Genomic DNA, 18,752 nt, shown 5'->3' on the forward strand with positions numbered 1-18,752 from the left:
AGGGATTGAAACTAAATCATAAAGTCGTTGCTGTTTAAACTCTTTCTGGTTGCAATAACCAATAATCCCTTTCAGGGATTGAAACTTTCATTTTTACGCCCGATTTGACGGCGGCGACCCTGGTTGCAATAACCAATAATCCCTTTCAGGGATTGAAACTTTCTATTTGTCTGGTTTTGCCCCAAGGAAGTTAGTTGCAATAACCAATAATCCCTTTCAGGGATTGAAACTTGTTGAAGACAATGGTGAGCAATGGGAGGTTTTTCGTTGCAATAACCAATAATCCCTTTCAGGGATTGAAACCCAACTTCTTGTAACACCCCGTCAGCATCCCGAGGTTGCAATAACCAATAATCCCTTTCAGGGATTGAAACCCCCTTAGCTGATTTCGATTAAAACTAAATTATCGTTGCAATAACCAATAATCCCTTTCAGGGATTGAAACCAATTATAGCTCCCGTGACCGAAACTCCCGTCACTCGTTGCAATAACCAATAATCCCTTTCAGGGATTGAAACCCACCGTCACTACACTCGCCTGATGTGAATTTGTGAAGTTGCAATAACCAATAATCCCTTTCAGGGATTGAAACAAAAAAGCGAGATTGCAATATCAAATCGGCGCGCCGTTGCAATAACCAATAATCCCTTTCAGGGATTGAAACCCCCAATACCAACCCCGCAACTCCACCGAGGCAACCCAGGTTGCAATAACCAATAATCCCTTTCAGGGATTGAAACAGACTGTAAGCTATCACTATAATGCGAATGTAATTGTTGCAATAACCAATAATCCCTTTCAGGGATTGAAACCTTCTTAGGAGGCAATCTAAAGGATTATATCAACGTTGCAATAACCAATAATCCCTTTCAGGGATTGAAACGATAACTGCTTCTTTCAAGTCATCAGGCATCGCGTTGCAATAACCAATAATCCCTTTCAGGGATTGAAACTTATCCACTGGCCTTTTCGACAAAATCTTTTACTGTTGCAATAACCAATAATCCCTTTCAGGGATTGAAACTGACTTATGTATTTAAAAACGAAGGATATTATCGGGTTGCAATAACCAATAATCCCTTTCAGGGATTGAAACTTGCTTCAACAAAAGCAGCAATCACAAAACCGATTGTTGCAATAACCAATAATCCCTTTCAGGGATTGAAACGAGGCATCCCCCAATCAAGTTGTCACCGTCTCCCCGTTGCAATAACCAATAATCCCTTTCAGGGATTGAAACTAGCAATCTGTTTATCATCCATGATTTAACTCACGTTGCAATAACCAATAATCCCTTTCAGGGATTGAAACAATAAAGTCCGTTAGCTTTTGAATCCTAGATTCGAGGTTGCAATAACCAATAATCCCTTTCAGGGATTGAAACAGAACATTAAACCTTCATAGCATCCTTGCTGCTTGCTGTTGCAATAACCAATAATCCCTTTCAGGGATTGAAACATGTTCCCTGGCTCCGTCGCATCGGTCAGCTAAGTAGTTGCAATAACCAATAATCCCTTTCAGGGATTGAAACCAGCTTACTGATTTAGATAAAGTGTCTGGGATTGTCGAGTTGCAATAACCAATAATCCCTTTCAGGGATTGAAACCCATTAATCGGGTTGGTTTGAACTAAAGCCTCGTGGTTGCAATAACCAATAATCCCTTTCAGGGATTGAAACACCAGAACAAGGTAAGGGAGAACACAACGCTTTAGGTTGCAATAACCAATAATCCCTTTCAGGGATTGAAACAAATAGTTTGATAGGTATTGACCAATCGCTCCCACGTTGCAATAACCAATAATCCCTTTCAGGGATTGAAACGAATTACAAATACGATCAATCCTAATCTAATCTTAGTTGCAATAACCAATAATCCCTTTCAGGGATTGAAACAAATGGTAGCAGGACTGGTATTATCTGAATTTCGCGTTGCAATAACCAATAATCCCTTTCAGGGATTGAAACCTTCGGGCAGTTCTTCGGGCAGTTCAACCAGTTGTTGCAATAACCAATAATCCCTTTCAGGGATTGAAACCAATTTATTAAGGAGTTCAAATGCTGACGGATAAGCAGTTGCAATAACCAATAATCCCTTTCAGGGATTGAAACCTATAACATTTGGCGCGGGGTTCTGTGTGGTGTAGTTGCAATAACCAATAATCCCTTTCAGGGATTGAAACGCAACAAGCTCAGAGTTTTCTAGCAGATGTTTAATCAGATGTTGCAATAACCAATAATCCCTTTCAGGGATTGAAACTTCTCAAATCAAATAAATGTTTTTTTTAATAAAATGCGGTTGCAATAACCAATAATCCCTTTCAGGGATTGAAACTATATGTATTGGAATCTTTCGACATTTGCGCCCGTTGTGTTGCAATAACCAATAATCCCTTTCAGGGATTGAAACCTGCAATCCCCGCTTGAGAAGCCCCATAAAGTCTAGTTGCAATAACCAATAATCCCTTTTAGGGATTGAAATGCAAAACAGATAAAATAGTTGTTGTTGCTTTAGCCCCTAGAAAGAGCGCTAAAGCGCAACAACGTATCAAAGTTTATTTCCAACCTGCGCGATCCATAATTTGAATCGCCTGGGAATTGAATTTTCCGTAGGCTGCAACATTGATCGGATTACTTTTAAATGTGCCAAAACTCGAAAGTACAGGAGATACGGGAACACCCGCAACTACAGGATATTCAAAAGCACTTTGAGCAAAAATCTTTTGAGCTTCAGGACTCGCTAAATGCTCTAAAAATTTAATTGCTCCCGCCTTATTGGGGGCATTTTTAATTACCCCAGCCCCGCTAATATTAGTGTGAGTTCCCTGGGCCCTTTGGTTGGGGAAAAATAAACCCACCTTACTGGCGATCGCTTTATCTTCGGGTTTGGGAGAGGCGACTAAACGCCCTAAATAATAAGTATTAGCTAGGGTTAAATATCCCACACCCGCCGCCACAGCTTTAATTTGAGAAACATCATTTCCCTCCGGGGGTCTAGCAAAATTAGCCACAAATCCTTTCACCCAAGTTTCCGTAGGAGCCGTTCCACTTTCTCCAATCATCGAAGCCACTAAGGATTGATTATAGATATTATTAGAAGAACGAGCTACTATTTTTCCTTTCCATTTAGGATTGGCTAAATCTTCATAGGTAGAAAGTTGAGCCGGATTCACCTTAGATTTATTATAAACAATCACCCTCGCCCGTTTAGAAAACCCAAACCAATTACCATTCGGTTCCCTTAAATTCGCTGGAATTACTTGATTTAAAGTAGCGGAAGAAATCGGTTGAAAAATTCCCTGTTGTTGCGCTCTCCAAAGATTTCCCGCATCGACGGTAATCAGAATATCCGCCGGACTATTGGCCCCTTCGCTCTTAATCCGTTCTACCATTTCCTCGGCTTTTCCTTCCACCAGATTAACCTTAATCCCAGTTTTTTGGGTGAAACTTTCATAGATCTGATTATCAGTATCGTAATGGCGGGCGGAGTAGACATTCAGAACTTGGGGGTTAGCTTGCGATGGCTCCATCGGGCTAAGTCCACCCGCAGCAACTACAGCTAAGGCTGTTCCCAGGGTGAGAAACCCACGTCTAGTGATTTTGTTCATCGGGCTTTAATGCAATAGTTTATCAAGAAGACAGTATACAGTTAATGCTATAAATTCTCAATAATTGTTTTTTAAGAACACTTGTGGTAATATGGTCGCTTTTTTACCGTCAATCAATTTGAGGAGAATTTACCCGATTTTGAAGGGCTTACGGGCTTAAATATCTGGGTTAAGCTGAATCTGAGTTAGGGAATAAATGATTTAAGTGATTAAGATTCTTTTCTCAAGAGTCTAAAAATATTGCTAATTATAGTCAAATGACTAAGATACAAAAATATTCACAGGTTATATTTGCCCCCACCTGTGAATATTGATTGTTGAAATTGAGTATTTCAGCTTAGCTTAATCACAATCAAGGGTATCGCGGGTCTTTCGAGGTTGACATCTTGGAGTTTCGCCCCAAATAAACTAACCCCCCGCAAATCCGTATGGCTAAAGTTGCTTCCGCGTAAATTGGCAAAGCCAAATTCTGAGTCGGTTAGGACTTGGCCAGAAAAATCGGCATTTAACAAAGTCCGCTTTTCTTGAACCTCCACTGGCTAAAGCCGAATGGATTCTTTTTTCACAGGCTCTTAACTAGGATGTATCCCCCGTCAGATCGCCTCCAAAAGCAATTTAAGTCACGGATGTACCAGCCGCCACAATATTTAAACCTCTATCTCGAATCACCATAGAAGCAGCAATATCTCTATCAATTTCAAATCCACATTCATGACAATGATGGACTCTTTCACTCAACTCTTTTTTGCCTGTGTTTGTCCCACAATTAGGACAAATCTGTGAGGTGTAATTTTTATCTACTTTGCAGAAATAAGTGTCAGTTTGGCTGCTAACATATTCTAGGATTGTGAAAAATTGTCCTAATCCCATATCTAAAGATTGCTGACCAAATAAACCTTGACTACATGACGTGAAATTGATATCTTCTACAAAGATCATTCCCACATCTCTACAAAGTTGATGAGCCAATCTGAAATGATAGTTTTTCCGTCTGTGCAGAACAGGGTAGATTAAAAGATTTTATCTTCTTTTTATATCTAGGAAATCCCATATTCTTACTTTTCATATCATTAAATGCCCGATCTAATTTTCTCAAGGTTTGCTGCATTGCCTGAGCATTACCAGATTTGAGAAAAGCATTATTTTTCTTAGCTAAAGTTAACTTAGCAGATTGATTATGATATGACGGGTATTCAAAAGGTTCTACTATGTATTCACTATTGAGTGAACACATATTTACCTTACAACTACGAGAATTGTACCAAAGCTTTCTTTCATACAGAGCATAATTCCAAACGGATTTACAAACATCCAAATTATGCTCAATTATTTCTATTTGTTCTTTAGTTGGTTTTAACTTGTAGTTGTAAGTCAGATTAAGCATTCGACGGGAGTGCCAATGTTATTTCTCTATCCTAGCTGGATTTTTCACAAAAAGTTAGGTTGATTTGTAACTTCAATAAAAGTTAATATAAAGCCATCCGACGCTATCGCTAAAGGACGGGGTTTTAATCCCAAATTTTCGATAAAATTCGTACTTACAAATTCTTGTATTTTTAATCCTAGATCCGATGTCTAAATCAAGAGTAATTGGTTCTTTAGGGGAAAAACTGGTTGGCCATTGGTTAGAAACACAAGGCTGGCAGATTTTGCATCATCAATGGTATTGTCGATATGGAGAAATTGATTTAATTGCCGTTGAAACGGGAGAAGCGGGAATTTTAACTTTAAGTTTTATTGAAGTGAAAACTCGTAGTCAACGGAATTGGGATCAGGGGGGACTTTTAGCCATTACTCTAAAGAAGCAAGCCAAAATTATTCAATCGGCTGAATTATTTTTAAGCGATCGCCCCCAATTCCTGGAATACGCCTGTCGGTTTGATGTGGCTTTGGTCAGTTGTGTTCGCTACCCAACTCAAACATCCATCTCAGAGGAAGTTTCCAGCTTTTTCCCGCGTATAAATATCGGTCAGTCTGTATTGATAAACGGCTACCAACTGATTCTACAAGACTATATTGAATCAGCATTTAGCGAATAATCGAGGAAATTAAGCTAAGGCTTCGGGACAGTACCCTAAACCCCTAACAAATTGAGTTCGGAAGGACTCAACATCTTCGCGGTTAGGAATTCCATGGGAAACAACCGCGACTTGGTAACGACGCATGACACTCAGGGGAGATTGTCCCGTTTCCAAACCCCAAAGGGCCATTAAAATCCGCATATCGGGTTCATAGGGAACACCCAATTCCTGCATAAAAGCTCTGAAGTCTCCGTGTTCCTGGGGGGTGAGATATTGACACATTTTGACTTTAACAATCCAGCCATTAATTTGGTGAATCACCGTAATAAACTGAACAGGGAAAGAATGATTCGAGCATAAAAAGTCTATGACTCTCAGGGTAAGACTGGTATTAGCAAGGTAGTAGAGGTATTCCATCGGTGATCTCCTGCATGACTGTTCCGCTTTGTTTGTTGCTCAACTCCAGTCTGGAACTCTGCAACAAAAAGCAATAGGAGCGGTATTTTTGCTTGTCCTGTAACCGTTGATTCAGGTCTGAAGTTGAAACGGAGCCAAAAATGATCAGACTCTTATGAACGCCAGATCTGTAGGTAACATAACCCTATACCTATTATATTGACAAGATTAGGGATAATAAGATAGGGGAAAAGCACCCGATTTTCCATGGGGGATTCTACCCAAAAGTTACTTGAGATCAGGGTATAACTAATCAAGATCACCACAGGGATCTGCAAATATTGAGTTGCTCTCCCATGAGATAATGTATAAAAAAAAATTGGGTAAAGGATAATTAGAAAAAATGGATCAGTTAGATTATCAGTTAGAAAGCTATAACTATGAACTGCCAGAAGAACGGATTGCTCAAAATCCAGTTGTACCAAGGGATCACTCTCGTTTGCTCGTTGTAGATTCTCCAGACTCCCATCTTCATTGTCTATTTAAGGATTTACCCGAATTTCTCAGACCCGGGGATTTACTGGTACTTAATAATACCCGTGTACTTCCGGCCCGTCTGTATGGACACAAAAGTAGTGGGGCGGCGGTGGAAGTATTACTACTAGAAGAAAAACAGCATCATTGCTGGTTGGCTTTAGTCAAACCGGGTAAAAAATTTAAACTGGGTTCTGTAATTGAGTTTGAACTGAATCCTACCTCAAAAAATAATTGGAATTGTGAAGTATTGCGGGCGACGGTATTGGAAACCGATGAAGAAACTGGGGGAAGGTTATTAAAATTTGAAATTCCACCAGGGAAGTCCCTAATTCCGTTTTTAGAAGCCTTTGGCAATATTCCGTTTCCTCCCTATGTGACGGAAACCGAAGCTTTACCGGAACAATATCAAACGATTTATGCAGAACGTTCCGGGGCTGTCGCTGCACCGACTGCGGGGTTACATTTCACGGAAGAATTATTTCAGCGTTTACAATTAAAGGGAATTGATCAAGCTTTTTTAACTTTGCACGTTGGAGTTGGAACTTTTCGACCTGTTGAAGCCGATCATATTATTGACCATCAAATGCACGGAGAATGGATTGAAGTCCCGGCGGAAACCTTTAGAAAAATCGAAAAAACCAAAGCATCTGGGGGCAGAGTGATTGCCGTTGGAACAACTTCTGCACGGGCATTAGAAGGGGCTGCGATCGCCACAGAAACCTCCCAAGAATCAAGGGTTACAGGCTATTGTGGGAAGACTGATATTTTTATTTATCCTGGGTATCAATGGCGGATTATTGATGGATTAATTACTAATTTTCACTTACCTAAATCCAGTTTATTAATGTTGGTTTCGGCACTTATTGGACGGAAACGTTTACTCAATTTGTATCAACAGATCTTAGAACAACCTCCTAACGAGTTCGGACAACAATATCGGTTTTATTCCTTTGGAGATGCCATGTTTATCTCTCCAGAAAGTGTGATGGAATAGGGAACAGGTAACAGGGAACAGGTAATGGGTAATGGGTAATGGGTAATGGGTAATAGGAGGAAAATACTTCACCCTATTGGTGTGTTCCCTGCTATAAAATCAGGACTTATTTTTTTTCCCAATTAATTGATCAACTAAATTTTTGTGGTAATTCGGTGGAACTTTAACCACTTCACGGTGGGGTGGGGTGGGGGCTGGGGTGGCGGGACGGGAGGCTTGAACTTGAGTCGGGACGGAATTAGTATAGGGGGGACGTCCGAAGCCTAAAATGATCCCCCGAGTTCGGTTTCGGCGCATAACTTCGCCCCCATTAGCATCATTACCCACTCCCGTATTTCCCTCAATACTGATAATACTGCCATCGGATTTAACCGATTCTACGATCCCAACATGATCGGCAATTCCATCCCCCCGCCAACAGAAAAAGACCACATCCCCTGCTTTCGGCTCTTGAAACCATTGACCCCGTTGTCTAAACCAGGACACCCCATCGGGACAGTAGGCGAACCCCTTGGAACTTCTAATGGGCAGGGGTAAACTAATTTTATCAAAACAATAGGAGATAAAAATTGCACACCAAGGAACGTAATTCATGCCGTACCATTCACCGTACTTATTACCATTACTACCCGGGGGATATTCGGTATATCCAATTTCACCCGCAGCAACATTAATTAAATTACCTACAGTTGTCATAAGAATTCTCCAAAATTTTAAATTGATTCGGGATAGAGTAGGCTGATCAGTGCGCTACCTGTAGATTTTGGGACGAGATTTTCCGCCTTTACTACCCATATTTTACTCTTTTTCTTTCTAACATAGGGAATCAAGGTTTTGATATCTTAAATTATTCTTAAGTTTCTTTAAAAAAAGATAACATCTGAATTCCTAGTCCATATTTTATGTTCAGGGAAATTTATGGGTAATCCGAATTAATTCTAAAATCAGGAATAATTTTGATTGGTGCGTTTAATTTGTTCCCGCTCTATGGCTTCAAATAAGGCTCTAAAATTACCTTCTCCAAACCCTTGAGCCTGTCTAAATTCACCTTTAATTGTAAAAAACTTTCGTTCAATAAATTCCAAGAAAAATGTCGGTTTTTCAAAAATAGGTTGGCTAAAAATTTGTAATAGCATTGCTTCCGGGTTTAATGCTTCCCAATCTGCTAAGATTTGGTTGACTTTTAATTCTTCCCAATTCACCGATGGGTTTTGATTTTCCCAACGGTTTTTGGATTGCAGATAATATTCATCAGGAACCGTTAAAAAAGATAATCCTTTTTGTTTTAAATTCTTGACTTGTTGTACTAAATCTAAGGTTCTCAGGGCAATATGTTGAATCCCCGAACCTCGATTAATGTCTAAAAATTCTTGAATTTGAGAATTGCTGGATACGGGTTCGTTAATGGGAAACTGAACTTGACCTTGAGCATGAACCAGGACTTGACTTTGGAGTCCTGAACGTTCCGTTTGAATATCAAAACTTTGTTTAGGCTGAAATCCTAAATAATCTTGATACCAAGAAATTGCTGTTTTTAAGTCTCCAGATTCTACATTTAAAACAACATGATCAATAGTAAGTATCTCGGGGGTAGACATAGGAATAATATCGAAAAAACCAGGAATAGCTTTGCCGGGTATTGTTCCTATTTGTTCAACTAAAGTATGACGTAAACCCTGCCATCCTTCTAGGGTTAACCATTTTAATTTTCCCCCCGAATATTCCTGATATTTTAAGGGATAAATTATCTGAACTCCTTGTTTAACAAGCTGTTCAAGTCTTAATTCTAAATCTTGAACTTGAAAGGCGATGTCTGCAACTCCCGACGGATGAAATCGCAAAAATTTAGTAACAGGACTCTCAACCGTTAGAGGTGAAGATAGGAGGAAATAAACTGAACCTTGGCACACAATTTCTGTTTGGGTATGACCAAAGTTCCGACTCTTAATGCCTTGAAATCCTAAATTGTTTATAAACCAGTTCCGTGTTCGTTTGGCATCTTGAACATAGAAATGGATATGATCAAACTCCATAATTCTCCGTTCAATAAGCAATCATATAATATAAATTTAGAAAAATAAATGGCTTTCCGGTTGAATATTAATTTCCATGGGAACCGCTTGGGGTTCGGCTGCTAAGGCAAACATAATAGAATTAGCAGCAGTTTCTGCACTCAACATTTTTGAGCGATCAACTTTTAAGCTCACATTATCCCAAAAAGAGGTATCGACACCGCCAAAATAAAATAGGGTAACTTTAATTCCATAGCGTCTGACTTCATCGGCAAAACATTTACTAAAACCTACTAAACCAAATTTAGAGGCACAATAGGCGCTAGACATTGCCATAGAATGTTTTCCTAAAATTCCCACAACATTACAGATATGTCCTGATTTTTGTTGCTTCATAATATTAGCAGCAGCCTGACAGGTATAGGCTGATCCTTTTAAATTTAGATCTAACATGGCATCTAAATCAGTCGGTTCAATTTTATTCCATTGTTTTAAAATTCCCGCCCCCGCCGCATTGACTAAAATATCAATTTGACCGAAATAATCGACGGTTTTTTGCATTAAACCCTCGACCTGTTGGGGGTCAGTAATATCCGTTGGGACAATTAACAATTCCGTTGGGTCTAACTCCGTTGCTAAAGCTTCCAATTGACTGCTATTCCTCGCGACTAAGACCAGTTTTGTTCCCATTTGGGCCAATTTTCTGGCGACGGCTGATCCAATTCCTCCTGTGGCGCCCACAATGATAGCGACTTTATTGTTCATTTTCCTTTATATTTCTTAACAATCATCTTTATTAGTATAACAAATTATCGTTCCCCCCGTAGAGACGAGCCACGGCGCGTCTCTCTTTCTGGGTTAGGCCTTTGTAACAATTTACCGCAGTTGGAGTTCTGGCACAGACGCGCCATGACACATACACGCTATGACACATACACGCCATGGCACAGACGCGCCATGATACAGACGCGCCATGGCACGTCTCTACGGAGAATTTAACTTAACTCTCCAATCTTTATCAGTTTTTTCTAAATTAAAGGCGGTGCTTAAATTTAATAGCTTTTGAAAATTGCCTCCCAATCTTAATTTTTTGATAATTTTAGTAATAGAAATCCCATACTTTTGATGAAATTGGGTTCCTAAAATAGACAATGAAACATTATCTTCTGATGAATTTAAAGTAAGTTCTTGGATAATTTTAATTAAAGCGGTTTCTAAATCTTCCAAAGATTCAATCAGAATTTTTTGAGATAACTCCGTATTTAATAACGCAACAGGTTCGGTTACAGAAGATTGAATCTCAAATAGAGTCACATAGCTAGGAGATTTTTCTGAAGATTTATGGACTACAAAAATATGGGGATTTTTAACAAATATATCTCGGGCTTGATAATCCGAAAAATGGGCAGCTACCACTTGACTAATGGTTAAATCGTAGGCATCTTTATATACAATATCAACTCGATTCAGTTTAATCCATTGACAGTGAGAGTGTTTTTGTTCTAGTTTGATAATCTCCTGTAATTGTAGAATAAATTGATCTAAAGTAGGAATTTGAGGAGCGGTTTTCAAAGAATAGGTATTCACTTGACTGGTGCGGGTATTCAGCACTGTAAGATTAGTTTTATTTTTAGTGACTTGATAAACAGTTAATCCATGGGTTTGTAGGGCATTACACAAATGGGTTAAGCCGCGGTCAGAAGAACAAACTAGAACCTCTTTTGCCGTGGGATAATGTACAAAAATAGATGACCCCACCGTTGACATTTTTAAATCCGCACTATCTTTTCCCGGGGGAACATGAATGAGTTGATAACTTCTTTGATGATATTCTAAATCTTTTTTTCCCATACTCCGCCAGTTAGCAAAGGCAACTTTAATTTGCATGGGATATAAGCAAATAGTCTCTAAAAATTTTTCCGTTTCTATATCTAAAGTCAGATTTTCAACATCTAATAATAAAATACTAATTCCGCTTTCCCTGGGATTTCTACCATTTAATAATTGAGAAGAAGAATGATCAACTAAAGGATAATGAGCAAATAGGGCAGCCACATTGGGGTCTGTCAGTTGTTCGAGTTTAGCAATTAAGACTTTATATTCAGGAGAATGTAGAAATTCAATACTAAACAATCGGCTTAAATAGGCTTTAAGTTTTGTTAATAGTTCCTCTCGATTTCGAGCTTGACCTAATCCCTGATTCAGTTGACGAATCAGTGAGGATTGATGTTCAGATTGTTGCCAAGGAATATGGCGATAACGGGGATTAATCCAGTCAGGATATTGAACGTTCACTAATGTTCGACAAACATAGTGACTAATGGCAGGAACAACCAGGGTTCCATTCTCTTGAATTGTGCTGGCTTGCTTAAACATAACCGATACAAAATGCTAACAATTCTGTCTTGAATCCTAGTAGCATGGTGACATTTTACCTCAAAATGTCAACTTTCATCTAAAAAAATCACTGAGCAAGAAAATTGCGGTTTTTAGTGTTATCAGGTTTTTAAGGAAACACAAAGACACTAAGGCACTAAGAAAGACAGAAGGATGTCAAGGGGGTATTCAATAAAATTTATAGCGGTTTTTAGAGTTTAATTCCGAGGACTTGGGTGTAAGCGCCTCTAGCTTGGGTGACGCCGATGGTGCGTTGGGAGGCTTCCATCATCGGACGACGCAAACTAACAACAAGAAATTGAGCTTGTTCGGTTTGACTTTTAATCATTCTAGCCAATCTTTCCACGTTAGAACCATCTAAAAACATATCGACTTCATCGAAGGCATAGAAGGGTGAGGGACGATATTTTTGTAGGGCGAAAATAAAGCTTAAAGCGGTTAGGGATTTTTCACCCCCGGACATGGAAGTTAATCGTTGGACGGGTTTACCTTTGGGATGGGCAATTAAGTTTAAACCACTGGTAAAAGGATCTTCTGGGTTATCTATTTCTAAGTAACCATCGCCTTCGGAAAGTTGAGCAAAAATGGTTTGAAAGTTTTCATTCACGGCATCAAAGGCTTCTTGAAAGGCTCGACGACGGAGGGTAGTAAAGTTCTCAATTCGCAGTAATAATTCGGTTCGTTCTCCTTCTAAGGTTGTCAGTTTTTGGGTTAATTCTTCTAAGCGGGTTTGGGTGCGTTCAAATTCTTCTAGGGCTAACATATTTACGGGTTCTAAGGCTTCCATGCGTTTTTGCAGCGATCGCAAATCCCGTTGCAAAGCCGCTAAATCTAAGTTATTCGGTATATTGGGTAAGGGTTCGGGGAGTTCAATTTTAATTGCGGCAATTTGTTCTAATTTAATCGTTAATTGTTCTCGTCTTCCAGCTTGAGTTTCTTGTAATTTTTCAATTTGCCAGTCTAATTGTTGTTTAGCTAAACGCAATTCTCCTAAATTAGTTTCTACCTGATCCCGTTGTCTTTTTTCTTCTCCCAATTTGGCTTCTACTTTGGATATATTCCCCCGAATTTGTTGAATGGTTGTGTGAATTTCTGCTAACTGATTCTTGACAGTTTCTAACTTTTGGGTTAAAAACTTTTGTTCCTGACGAGTGGCTTCTAATTTCTGATTTCCGGCTTGATTTTTTTCTTGTAAACGGGTTTGTTGATTTTCAATTTCCGTTAACCGTTGTTGCACGGTTCTCAGGGCATTCTCTTTTTGTTGTAGCTCGGTTTCTTGGGTTCTTAATACCCCTTGGAGTTGTTGCCATTCACTATGGCTATGGGTGTCTTCAAGTTGGGCTAGGAGTTCCCGATCCTGTTGTAATTTTGTTTCTAAATTGGGAATTTCTGCCTCTAAATTCTTTAAGCGAATTTGGGCGGTATTGAATTCTTGGGTATTTTTTTCTAATTGCGATCGCAGTTGTTCTTGTTGATTATTTAAGGTTCTAATTTCTGACTCTAATAGGGAAACTTGTTGTTGATGATCTCGCAACGTTTGTCGAGCTTCATTCAGTTCTAACGCTCGCTCTTTCACCGTTTGACTCGCTTCTATAATACTCCGGTTACAGCGTTCTAAAATTCGTTCAATTTCTTCTAATCTTTCCTTTAATGCCGCAATATTTCGGGCTTCGGCTGACCCTTGATCCGTACCAAAATGTAAGCTAGACCGAGAAGCTACACTTCCCCCGGTCATGGCTCCGGTGGTTTCTAATAATTCGCCTTCTAAGGTCACTATCCGATATTGTCCTAATACTTTTCGAGCATTAGAGAGATTATTAAATACTAAAGTATTGCCAAAAACATAGGCAAAAATATCTTGATAACGGGGTTCATATTCAATTAAATTCACCGCTAAATCAATTAACCCCGACACATTTCTCATCGTGGCTAAATTAGGCAAATTAGAACGATTTCCCTTAATTTTATTTAAGGGTAAAAATGTCGCCCGTCCCGCTTGTTGACGCTTCAAAAATTCAATTGCCGCCGCCGCCACACTATCATCTTCCACCACAATATTACCCAACCTCGCCCCGGCGGAAGTTTCCAGGGCTAACTGATATTGGGGTTCCACCTGTCCCAACTGACAAACCAACCCACAAATGCCCGAAATTCCCGACTGAGAGATGATTTTAGTGGCATAACTGCCCGTTGCTTCTTGCTGCGCCTGATGTTGCGCTTCGGACTTATCCAGTTTGCGCTGACGTTCCCGTTGTTCCTGTAATAGACGGGTTTGGGTTTCCTGCTGCACCTGTAACTCCGTTTCCACTTCCGTTACCTGTTGGGTCAGGGTCGCTACCCGTTGAGCCGTCCCATCCCGTTGATTTGTGGCGGTTTGCAACTCTATCGTTTTTTGCGATAACTCCTGAGCTAAGGTGGTAACAGACTGTTGCTGTTCTGAAAGTTGGCGTTGCAGTTGTTCAACTCGCTCCCGCAGTCGCGCTTGTTCAGTCCGATGGGGGTCAAGGGTTTTCTGGAGCGTTTCAATTTGGCGATGTAGTTCTGTCTGTTGCACCATCCAGCTTTCCGCCTGTTGTGCGACTTCTGAGGTGGCTTCGCGACCTCGTTCTACCGTTGTTTGTAGACTATCCCGTTCCCGTTGCCTTTGACCCAAATTCAGGGTTTCCTGATCCTTTTCAATGGCTAGACCATCGAGGGCTTGATAATGTTGGCGCAGTTCCTGTTCGGTTTGATGAATTTGGGTGATCGTCTGTTGGATGGCGGTTTCCAGTTCCGCAGACCGGGTTTGCAGTTGACTCTGTTGTGCTTCTTGGGTGGCCAAACTAGACTGGAGGGCAATTAGTTCTTCTTCACCCATAGCTTTAACTAGGGCGTTGAGTTTTTCTAGTTGAACAGATGTGGTTTGAATTTGCTGATCTTGGTGTTGACGCTGTTCGTTGAGATCCGTTAAGGTGCGATCATCAGCTTCTATTTGTTCCCGCAGTCGTCCCTGTTGTTGTTGGAGGGTCTGATAATTGAGAACCGTTTCCCACTGGCTTTTTTGTTGAAATTCTTCTCGCAGTTGTTGATATTTTTCCGCCTTTGCCCGATCTTTGTCTAAGCGATCGCGTTGGGCTATTAATTCTTGTTCTACGATCCGGCTCCGTTCTTCTCGATCCTTCACCGCATCTAATTTTTCCTTGGCTAAGGTAATTTTCCGGTCAAAGGAAGCTACCCCCGCCAACTCATCAATAATTTCTCGACGTTCCCGGGGTTTCATCGTAATAATACCCGTAACATCCCCCTGTAAAACCACGTTATAGCCTTCGGGATAAATTCGCAGTTTGTTTAACTGTTCGTGGAGTTCGGTTTGGGTACAGGCTTCCCCATTAATATAATAAGTCGAGGTATAGGTTCCCTGTTTCGTTACCCGCAGTTTTCGGGCAACCGTCCATTCTGATGGGGGTTCATAATTTGGGATCGATAGGTCATCCCCCGGTAGAGACGTGCCATGGCGCGTCTCAGAGGTTTCAGTTTCAGTTTCTGGGGATAAACTATTATCAATTTCTTTGCTATCACTCCCCAAGGGTTCACCGTCGTAGTCGGAGAGGTCAAAGGTAACGGTAACGAGGGTTTCAACCGTTCCCTTCCGGCTTTGGGCGTTATTAACCAGATCGGGTAAACGTTCCGCCCGCATTCCCTTGGAGGACGATAACCCCAGGGCAAATAATAACGCATCGAGAATATTAGATTTGCCGGAACCATTCGGCCCAGAAACGACCGTAAACCCGGGTAGTAATGGCACGGCTGTTGTACCACCAAAGGATTTAAAGTTAGTGAGTTCGACGCGCTTGATATGAACCATTGGGACGAATTTAGGACGGATAATGTGAGTGGGGAGACTCACACGACATAGTTGTCTCAAGAATCAACAATATTAACAGTTTAGCCTGGATCAAGCAAGGATAGGGGGATGGTTCAACCACGCTCAGTATTCGATCACAAGTCAAAGGTGGAGATCAAGCCATCTTAAGTCTTGATTACCTCAACATTTAACTGGATTATGAACTGTAAAGAAATACTACGCAGGGTTGTCAAAATCTCCAAAATATTCAGTGGTCTGTGACTCAGAATTCAAGTATTCAAAATCATTAGTTATTTAAGTAAAAATACTTATTTCTATTCTGGGAAAATTAGAACTGTTACGGTTAAGCAAAATCCATCACCAGCCTAGACTATGATCTCCTAAAGGCTATTGTATTCAGTGATTCCAGGTTCTAGTAAGGTGAATATTTTCATAAAAATGAGTATTTTTACTTAAATAAAATCAAGGAGTTCTGATGGCAATCTTAATGAAAGATACAGTTCTTAACAAATTTTAACGCAACAAATTGCGATAGCGTTGTATAACTAATATCTGAAGGGCGAAGACAACAGCCAAATGTTAGTCTGCCGAAAATTGATTAACATTTGATTAAAAAAGTTTAATGTCCTTTCATACAATGATGTAGAATTTCTAAGGTTCCTCTAAGTCAGGCTAAGGTTATTCCCAAAAGGGTAACGGTAGCCAAACAAGAGAGACTCTCAGGAGTCAGGATCGGGGAGACCCATCATTTCACTCTAAAGCAAAAACAAAGTTAAGCAAGTCAAGTAGGAGATTAATCCATGTTTGATGCCTTTACCAAGGTGGTTTCTCAAGCTGATACCCGCGGCGAAATGTTAAGCACCGGCCAAATCGATGCTCTGAGCCAAATGGTTGCCGAAAGCAACAAGCGTTTAGATGCCGTTAACCGGATCACAGGTAACGCTTCCGCCATTGTTACCAATGCTGCTCGTGCTTTGTTTGATGAGCAATCCCAGTTGATTGCTCCTGGTGGTAATGCTTACACCAACCGTCGTATGGCTGCTTGCTTACGCGACATGGAAATTATTTTACGTTATGTCACCTACGCAATTTTTGCTGGAGATGCTAGCGTTCTTGATGATCGTTGCTTGAACGGTCTGCGTGAAACCTACTTAGCCTTGGGCGTTCCCGGTGCTTCCGTTGCCGTTGGCGTTGGCAAAATGAAAGATGCAGCTTTGGCTATCGTGAAAGATCCCGCAGGAGTTACTCCTGGAGATTGTAGTGCCCTGGCTTCTGAAATCGCCAGCTACTTCGACCGCGCCGCCGCTGCTGTCGCCTAATTTTTCAGAAATTAGATTTTCATAACTCCATAGAAGTCCGAATTAAAAGGCTTCAATCTGTACCTCAACTTTGTAAACCCATAGGGAGATAACTCAAGAATGAAAACCCCCCTGACTGAAGCAGTAACAACCGCCGATTCTCAAGGCCGTTTCCTGAGCAGCACTGAACTGCAAATCGCTTTCGGACGTTTCCGTCAAGCCAAAGCTGGTTTAGAAGCTGCCAAAGCTCTGACCGCCAAATCTGACAGCCTGATCAGCGGTGCTGCCCAAGCAGTGTATAACAAATTTCCCTACACCACCTCATTGCAAGGGCCTAACTACGCTTCTACCGAGCGTGGTAAAGCCAAATGCGCTCGTGACATCGGTTACTACCTCCGTCAAGTCACCTACTGTTTAATTGCTGGTGGTACAGGGCCTTTGGATGAGTACCTGATTGCTGGTGTTGATGAAATCAACCGGACTTTTGAACTGTCTCCTAGCTGGTATGTGGAAGCTCTGAAATATATCAAAGCTAACCATGGTCTGACTGGCGACGCAGGTGTTGAAGCCAACTCCTACATCGACTATGCTATCAACGCTCTGAGCTAGACTTAGCGCGCTTGATGCTCCTAAGCGGTAAATAGCTGTTAGCAACTGGGTTAACGGTTGTTTAACGCTTAGGGGCATCTTTAGTTATTACCGTCGGTGTCTGAAATTAACAAAGTTTTTCTTTTTTGTCTGTTTTGAAAATCTCTTACGGAGCATAAGGATATGGTTGGCTTGCTTGAAGGTAGCCGACTTGGTATCCGGGCCTTTGAAGAAACAAAACCCGTAGAACTACGGCCCAACTACACGGAAGCAGACGTGCAAACCGTGATTGTGGCAGCATATCGTCAGGTGATGGGCAACGAACACCTGATGTCGCGGGAACGGCTCACTAGCGCGGAATCTTTACTGCGCCAAGGACAAATTACCGTTCGGGATTTTGTCAGAGCTATTGCTTTATCCGAGGTTTACCGGACTAAGTTTTTTTACTCTAATTCTCAAACTCGGTTTATTGAGTTAAATTACAAACATCTGCTCGGTCGCGCCCCTTACGATGAGTCGGAGATTGCGTTTCATGTCGATCTCTATAATCGTCAGGGCTATGAAGCAGAAATCAACTCTTACCTAGACTCCCAAGAATATCTGGATAATTTTGGGGAAAATATTGTTCCGTATTATCGGGGCTTTTCTACCCAGGATGGACAGAAAACCGTGGGTTTCAACCGCTTGTTTACCCTCTATCGTGGGTATGCCAGCAGCGATCGCGCTCAAAACCAAAAGCAAAGTCGCTTAACTTGGGAATTGGGCCGAAACTTGTCTTCTCCGATTCAAACCTCGGAGAATAGTCAAAGTCTAGCAGGTACGACGGGCGGGAGTCGTGGACAACTCTACCGCCTGAGCGTGATGCAAAAAGCAACACAGTCTCTGCCTCAAGTGCGCCGTACCCAAACTGAATATACCGTACCCTATGACCAACTGTCTACTCAGTTGCAGCGAATTCATCGCGCCGGGGGGCGGGTAATGAGAATTACTTTGGCATAATCTCATTAATTTTAACCTTAATGCCAGTTTGTGTCAGAGGAGTTGGAGTTTGGGCGGATT

Annotated in this window: 15 protein-coding genes and 1 CRISPR repeat array (1 of these 16 running past the window's edge); of the genes, 5 read left to right on the forward strand and 10 right to left on the reverse strand. The window is 41.0% G+C overall.

The features are described from left to right. Positions 1–2,480: direct repeats of the CRISPR family, unit length 37 nt; unit sequence GTTGCAATAACCAATAATCCCTTTCAGGGATTGAAAC; it begins 967 nt to the left of the window's first position. Between the two features lie 73 nt (positions 2,481–2,553). From AC2D3N_RS18210 to AC2D3N_RS18225, 4 genes are all read right to left on the reverse strand, one after another. Then, positions 2,554–3,606 carry a Fe(3+) ABC transporter substrate-binding protein gene (locus AC2D3N_RS18210; protein ID WP_484691725.1) on the reverse strand — a complete coding sequence of 351 codons (1,053 nt, stop codon included), beginning with the start codon at positions 3,604–3,606 and terminating at the stop codon, positions 2,554–2,556. Between the two features lie 332 nt (positions 3,607–3,938). Continuing rightward, the gene (locus tag AC2D3N_RS18215) at positions 3,939–4,142 is read right to left on the reverse strand and encodes a pentapeptide repeat-containing protein (RefSeq protein WP_369821849.1); all 204 of its coding nucleotides are present in this window, start codon (positions 4,140–4,142) and stop codon (positions 3,939–3,941) included. Positions 4,143–4,221: 79 nt separating this feature from the next. After that, positions 4,222–4,575: an RNA-guided endonuclease InsQ/TnpB family protein gene (locus AC2D3N_RS18220; protein WP_484691726.1), complete on the reverse strand. Its 354-nt coding sequence runs from the start codon at positions 4,573–4,575 to the stop codon at positions 4,222–4,224. Further along, the gene (locus AC2D3N_RS18225) at positions 4,556–4,990 is read right to left on the reverse strand and encodes a helix-turn-helix domain-containing protein (protein WP_144017847.1); all 435 of its coding nucleotides are present in this window, start codon (positions 4,988–4,990) and stop codon (positions 4,556–4,558) included. Before AC2D3N_RS18225 ends, AC2D3N_RS18220 begins: the two co-directional genes overlap by 20 nt. A 187-nt stretch (positions 4,991–5,177) precedes the next feature. Here AC2D3N_RS18225 and AC2D3N_RS18230 point away from each other — a divergent pair, with 187 nt between their 5' ends. After that, complete coding sequence (locus AC2D3N_RS18230) at positions 5,178–5,645, forward strand: YraN family protein (RefSeq protein WP_484691727.1); 468 nt, start codon at positions 5,178–5,180, stop codon at positions 5,643–5,645. Positions 5,646–5,654: 9 nt separating this feature from the next. On the opposite strand, the gene AC2D3N_RS18235 is transcribed toward AC2D3N_RS18230, so the two are convergent. Continuing rightward, complete coding sequence (locus AC2D3N_RS18235) at positions 5,655–6,044, reverse strand: hypothetical protein (RefSeq protein ID WP_079680914.1); 390 nt, start codon at positions 6,042–6,044, stop codon at positions 5,655–5,657. Positions 6,045–6,426: 382 nt separating this feature from the next. Here AC2D3N_RS18235 and queA point away from each other — a divergent pair, with 382 nt between their 5' ends. Then, positions 6,427–7,554: a tRNA preQ1(34) S-adenosylmethionine ribosyltransferase-isomerase QueA gene (gene queA / locus AC2D3N_RS18240; RefSeq protein WP_079680913.1), complete on the forward strand. Its 1,128-nt coding sequence runs from the start codon at positions 6,427–6,429 to the stop codon at positions 7,552–7,554. 99 nt (positions 7,555–7,653) lie between these two features. Here the strand turns inward: queA and AC2D3N_RS18245 are convergent, their stop codons facing one another. From AC2D3N_RS18245 to smc, 5 genes are all read right to left on the reverse strand, one after another. After that, on the reverse strand, positions 7,654–8,250 hold the full coding sequence (locus AC2D3N_RS18245) for a CHAP domain-containing protein (RefSeq protein WP_484691728.1): 597 nt from the start codon (positions 8,248–8,250) through the stop codon (positions 7,654–7,656). 248 nt (positions 8,251–8,498) lie between these two features. After that, a complete protein-coding gene (hppD, locus tag AC2D3N_RS18250) occupies positions 8,499–9,587 on the reverse strand; it encodes a 4-hydroxyphenylpyruvate dioxygenase (RefSeq protein ID WP_079680911.1) in 1,089 nt (362 codons plus the stop codon). A 36-nt stretch (positions 9,588–9,623) separates the two neighbouring features. After that, entirely contained in the window at positions 9,624–10,331 is a 708-nt protein-coding gene (locus AC2D3N_RS18255; protein ID WP_484691729.1) for an SDR family oxidoreductase, read from the reverse strand. Positions 10,332–10,550: 219 nt separating this feature from the next. After that, entirely contained in the window at positions 10,551–11,942 is a 1,392-nt protein-coding gene (locus AC2D3N_RS18260) for a PIN domain-containing protein (RefSeq protein WP_484691730.1), read from the reverse strand. 211 nt (positions 11,943–12,153) lie between these two features. Continuing rightward, complete coding sequence (smc, locus tag AC2D3N_RS18265) at positions 12,154–15,807, reverse strand: chromosome segregation protein SMC (protein ID WP_484691731.1); 3,654 nt, start codon at positions 15,805–15,807, stop codon at positions 12,154–12,156. 800 nt (positions 15,808–16,607) lie between these two features. Between smc and cpcB the strand changes: the two genes are divergently transcribed. The 3 genes from cpcB to AC2D3N_RS18280 all read left to right on the forward strand — a co-directional run bounded on the left by cpcB (position 16,608) and on the right by AC2D3N_RS18280 (position 18,692). Continuing rightward, positions 16,608–17,126 (forward strand): C-phycocyanin subunit beta, encoded by a 519-nt coding sequence (gene cpcB / locus AC2D3N_RS18270; RefSeq protein WP_079680907.1) that lies wholly within the window; start codon positions 16,608–16,610, stop codon positions 17,124–17,126. 99 nt (positions 17,127–17,225) lie between these two features. Then, positions 17,226–17,714, forward strand: a complete 489-nt coding sequence (gene cpcA, locus AC2D3N_RS18275) for a C-phycocyanin subunit alpha (protein ID WP_484691732.1) — start codon at positions 17,226–17,228, stop codon at positions 17,712–17,714. Between the two features lie 162 nt (positions 17,715–17,876). After that, complete coding sequence (locus AC2D3N_RS18280) at positions 17,877–18,692, forward strand: phycobilisome rod-core linker polypeptide (protein WP_484691733.1); 816 nt, start codon at positions 17,877–17,879, stop codon at positions 18,690–18,692. Positions 18,693–18,752 lie beyond the last annotated feature (60 nt).

It is taken from the genome of Planktothrix sp. PLAVEN19ND (genome assembly GCF_057220675.1).

Excerpts from the sequence above, each read along its gene's own strand:
- AC2D3N_RS18235 (WP_079680914.1), bottom strand. The coding sequence starts at position 6,044 with ATGGAATACCTCTACTACCTTGCTAATACCAGTCTTACCCTGAGAGTC.
- cpcA (WP_484691732.1), top strand. The coding sequence starts at position 17,226 with ATGAAAACCCCCCTGACTGAAGCAGTAACAACCGCCGATTCTCAAGGC.
- AC2D3N_RS18225 (WP_144017847.1), bottom strand. The coding sequence starts at position 4,990 with ATGCTTAATCTGACTTACAACTACAAGTTAAAACCAACTAAAGAACAA.
- hppD (WP_079680911.1), bottom strand. The coding sequence starts at position 9,587 with ATGGAGTTTGATCATATCCATTTCTATGTTCAAGATGCCAAACGAACA.
- AC2D3N_RS18230 (WP_484691727.1), top strand. The coding sequence starts at position 5,178 with ATGTCTAAATCAAGAGTAATTGGTTCTTTAGGGGAAAAACTGGTTGGC.
- AC2D3N_RS18210 (WP_484691725.1), bottom strand. The coding sequence starts at position 3,606 with ATGAACAAAATCACTAGACGTGGGTTTCTCACCCTGGGAACAGCCTTA.
- cpcB (WP_079680907.1), top strand. The coding sequence starts at position 16,608 with ATGTTTGATGCCTTTACCAAGGTGGTTTCTCAAGCTGATACCCGCGGC.
- AC2D3N_RS18255 (WP_484691729.1), bottom strand. The coding sequence starts at position 10,331 with ATGAACAATAAAGTCGCTATCATTGTGGGCGCCACAGGAGGAATTGGA.
- queA (WP_079680913.1), top strand. The coding sequence starts at position 6,427 with ATGGATCAGTTAGATTATCAGTTAGAAAGCTATAACTATGAACTGCCA.
- AC2D3N_RS18245 (WP_484691728.1), bottom strand. The coding sequence starts at position 8,250 with ATGACAACTGTAGGTAATTTAATTAATGTTGCTGCGGGTGAAATTGGA.
- AC2D3N_RS18260 (WP_484691730.1), bottom strand. The coding sequence starts at position 11,942 with ATGTTTAAGCAAGCCAGCACAATTCAAGAGAATGGAACCCTGGTTGTT.
- smc (WP_484691731.1), bottom strand. The coding sequence starts at position 15,807 with ATGGTTCATATCAAGCGCGTCGAACTCACTAACTTTAAATCCTTTGGT.
- AC2D3N_RS18280 (WP_484691733.1), top strand. The coding sequence starts at position 17,877 with ATGGTTGGCTTGCTTGAAGGTAGCCGACTTGGTATCCGGGCCTTTGAA.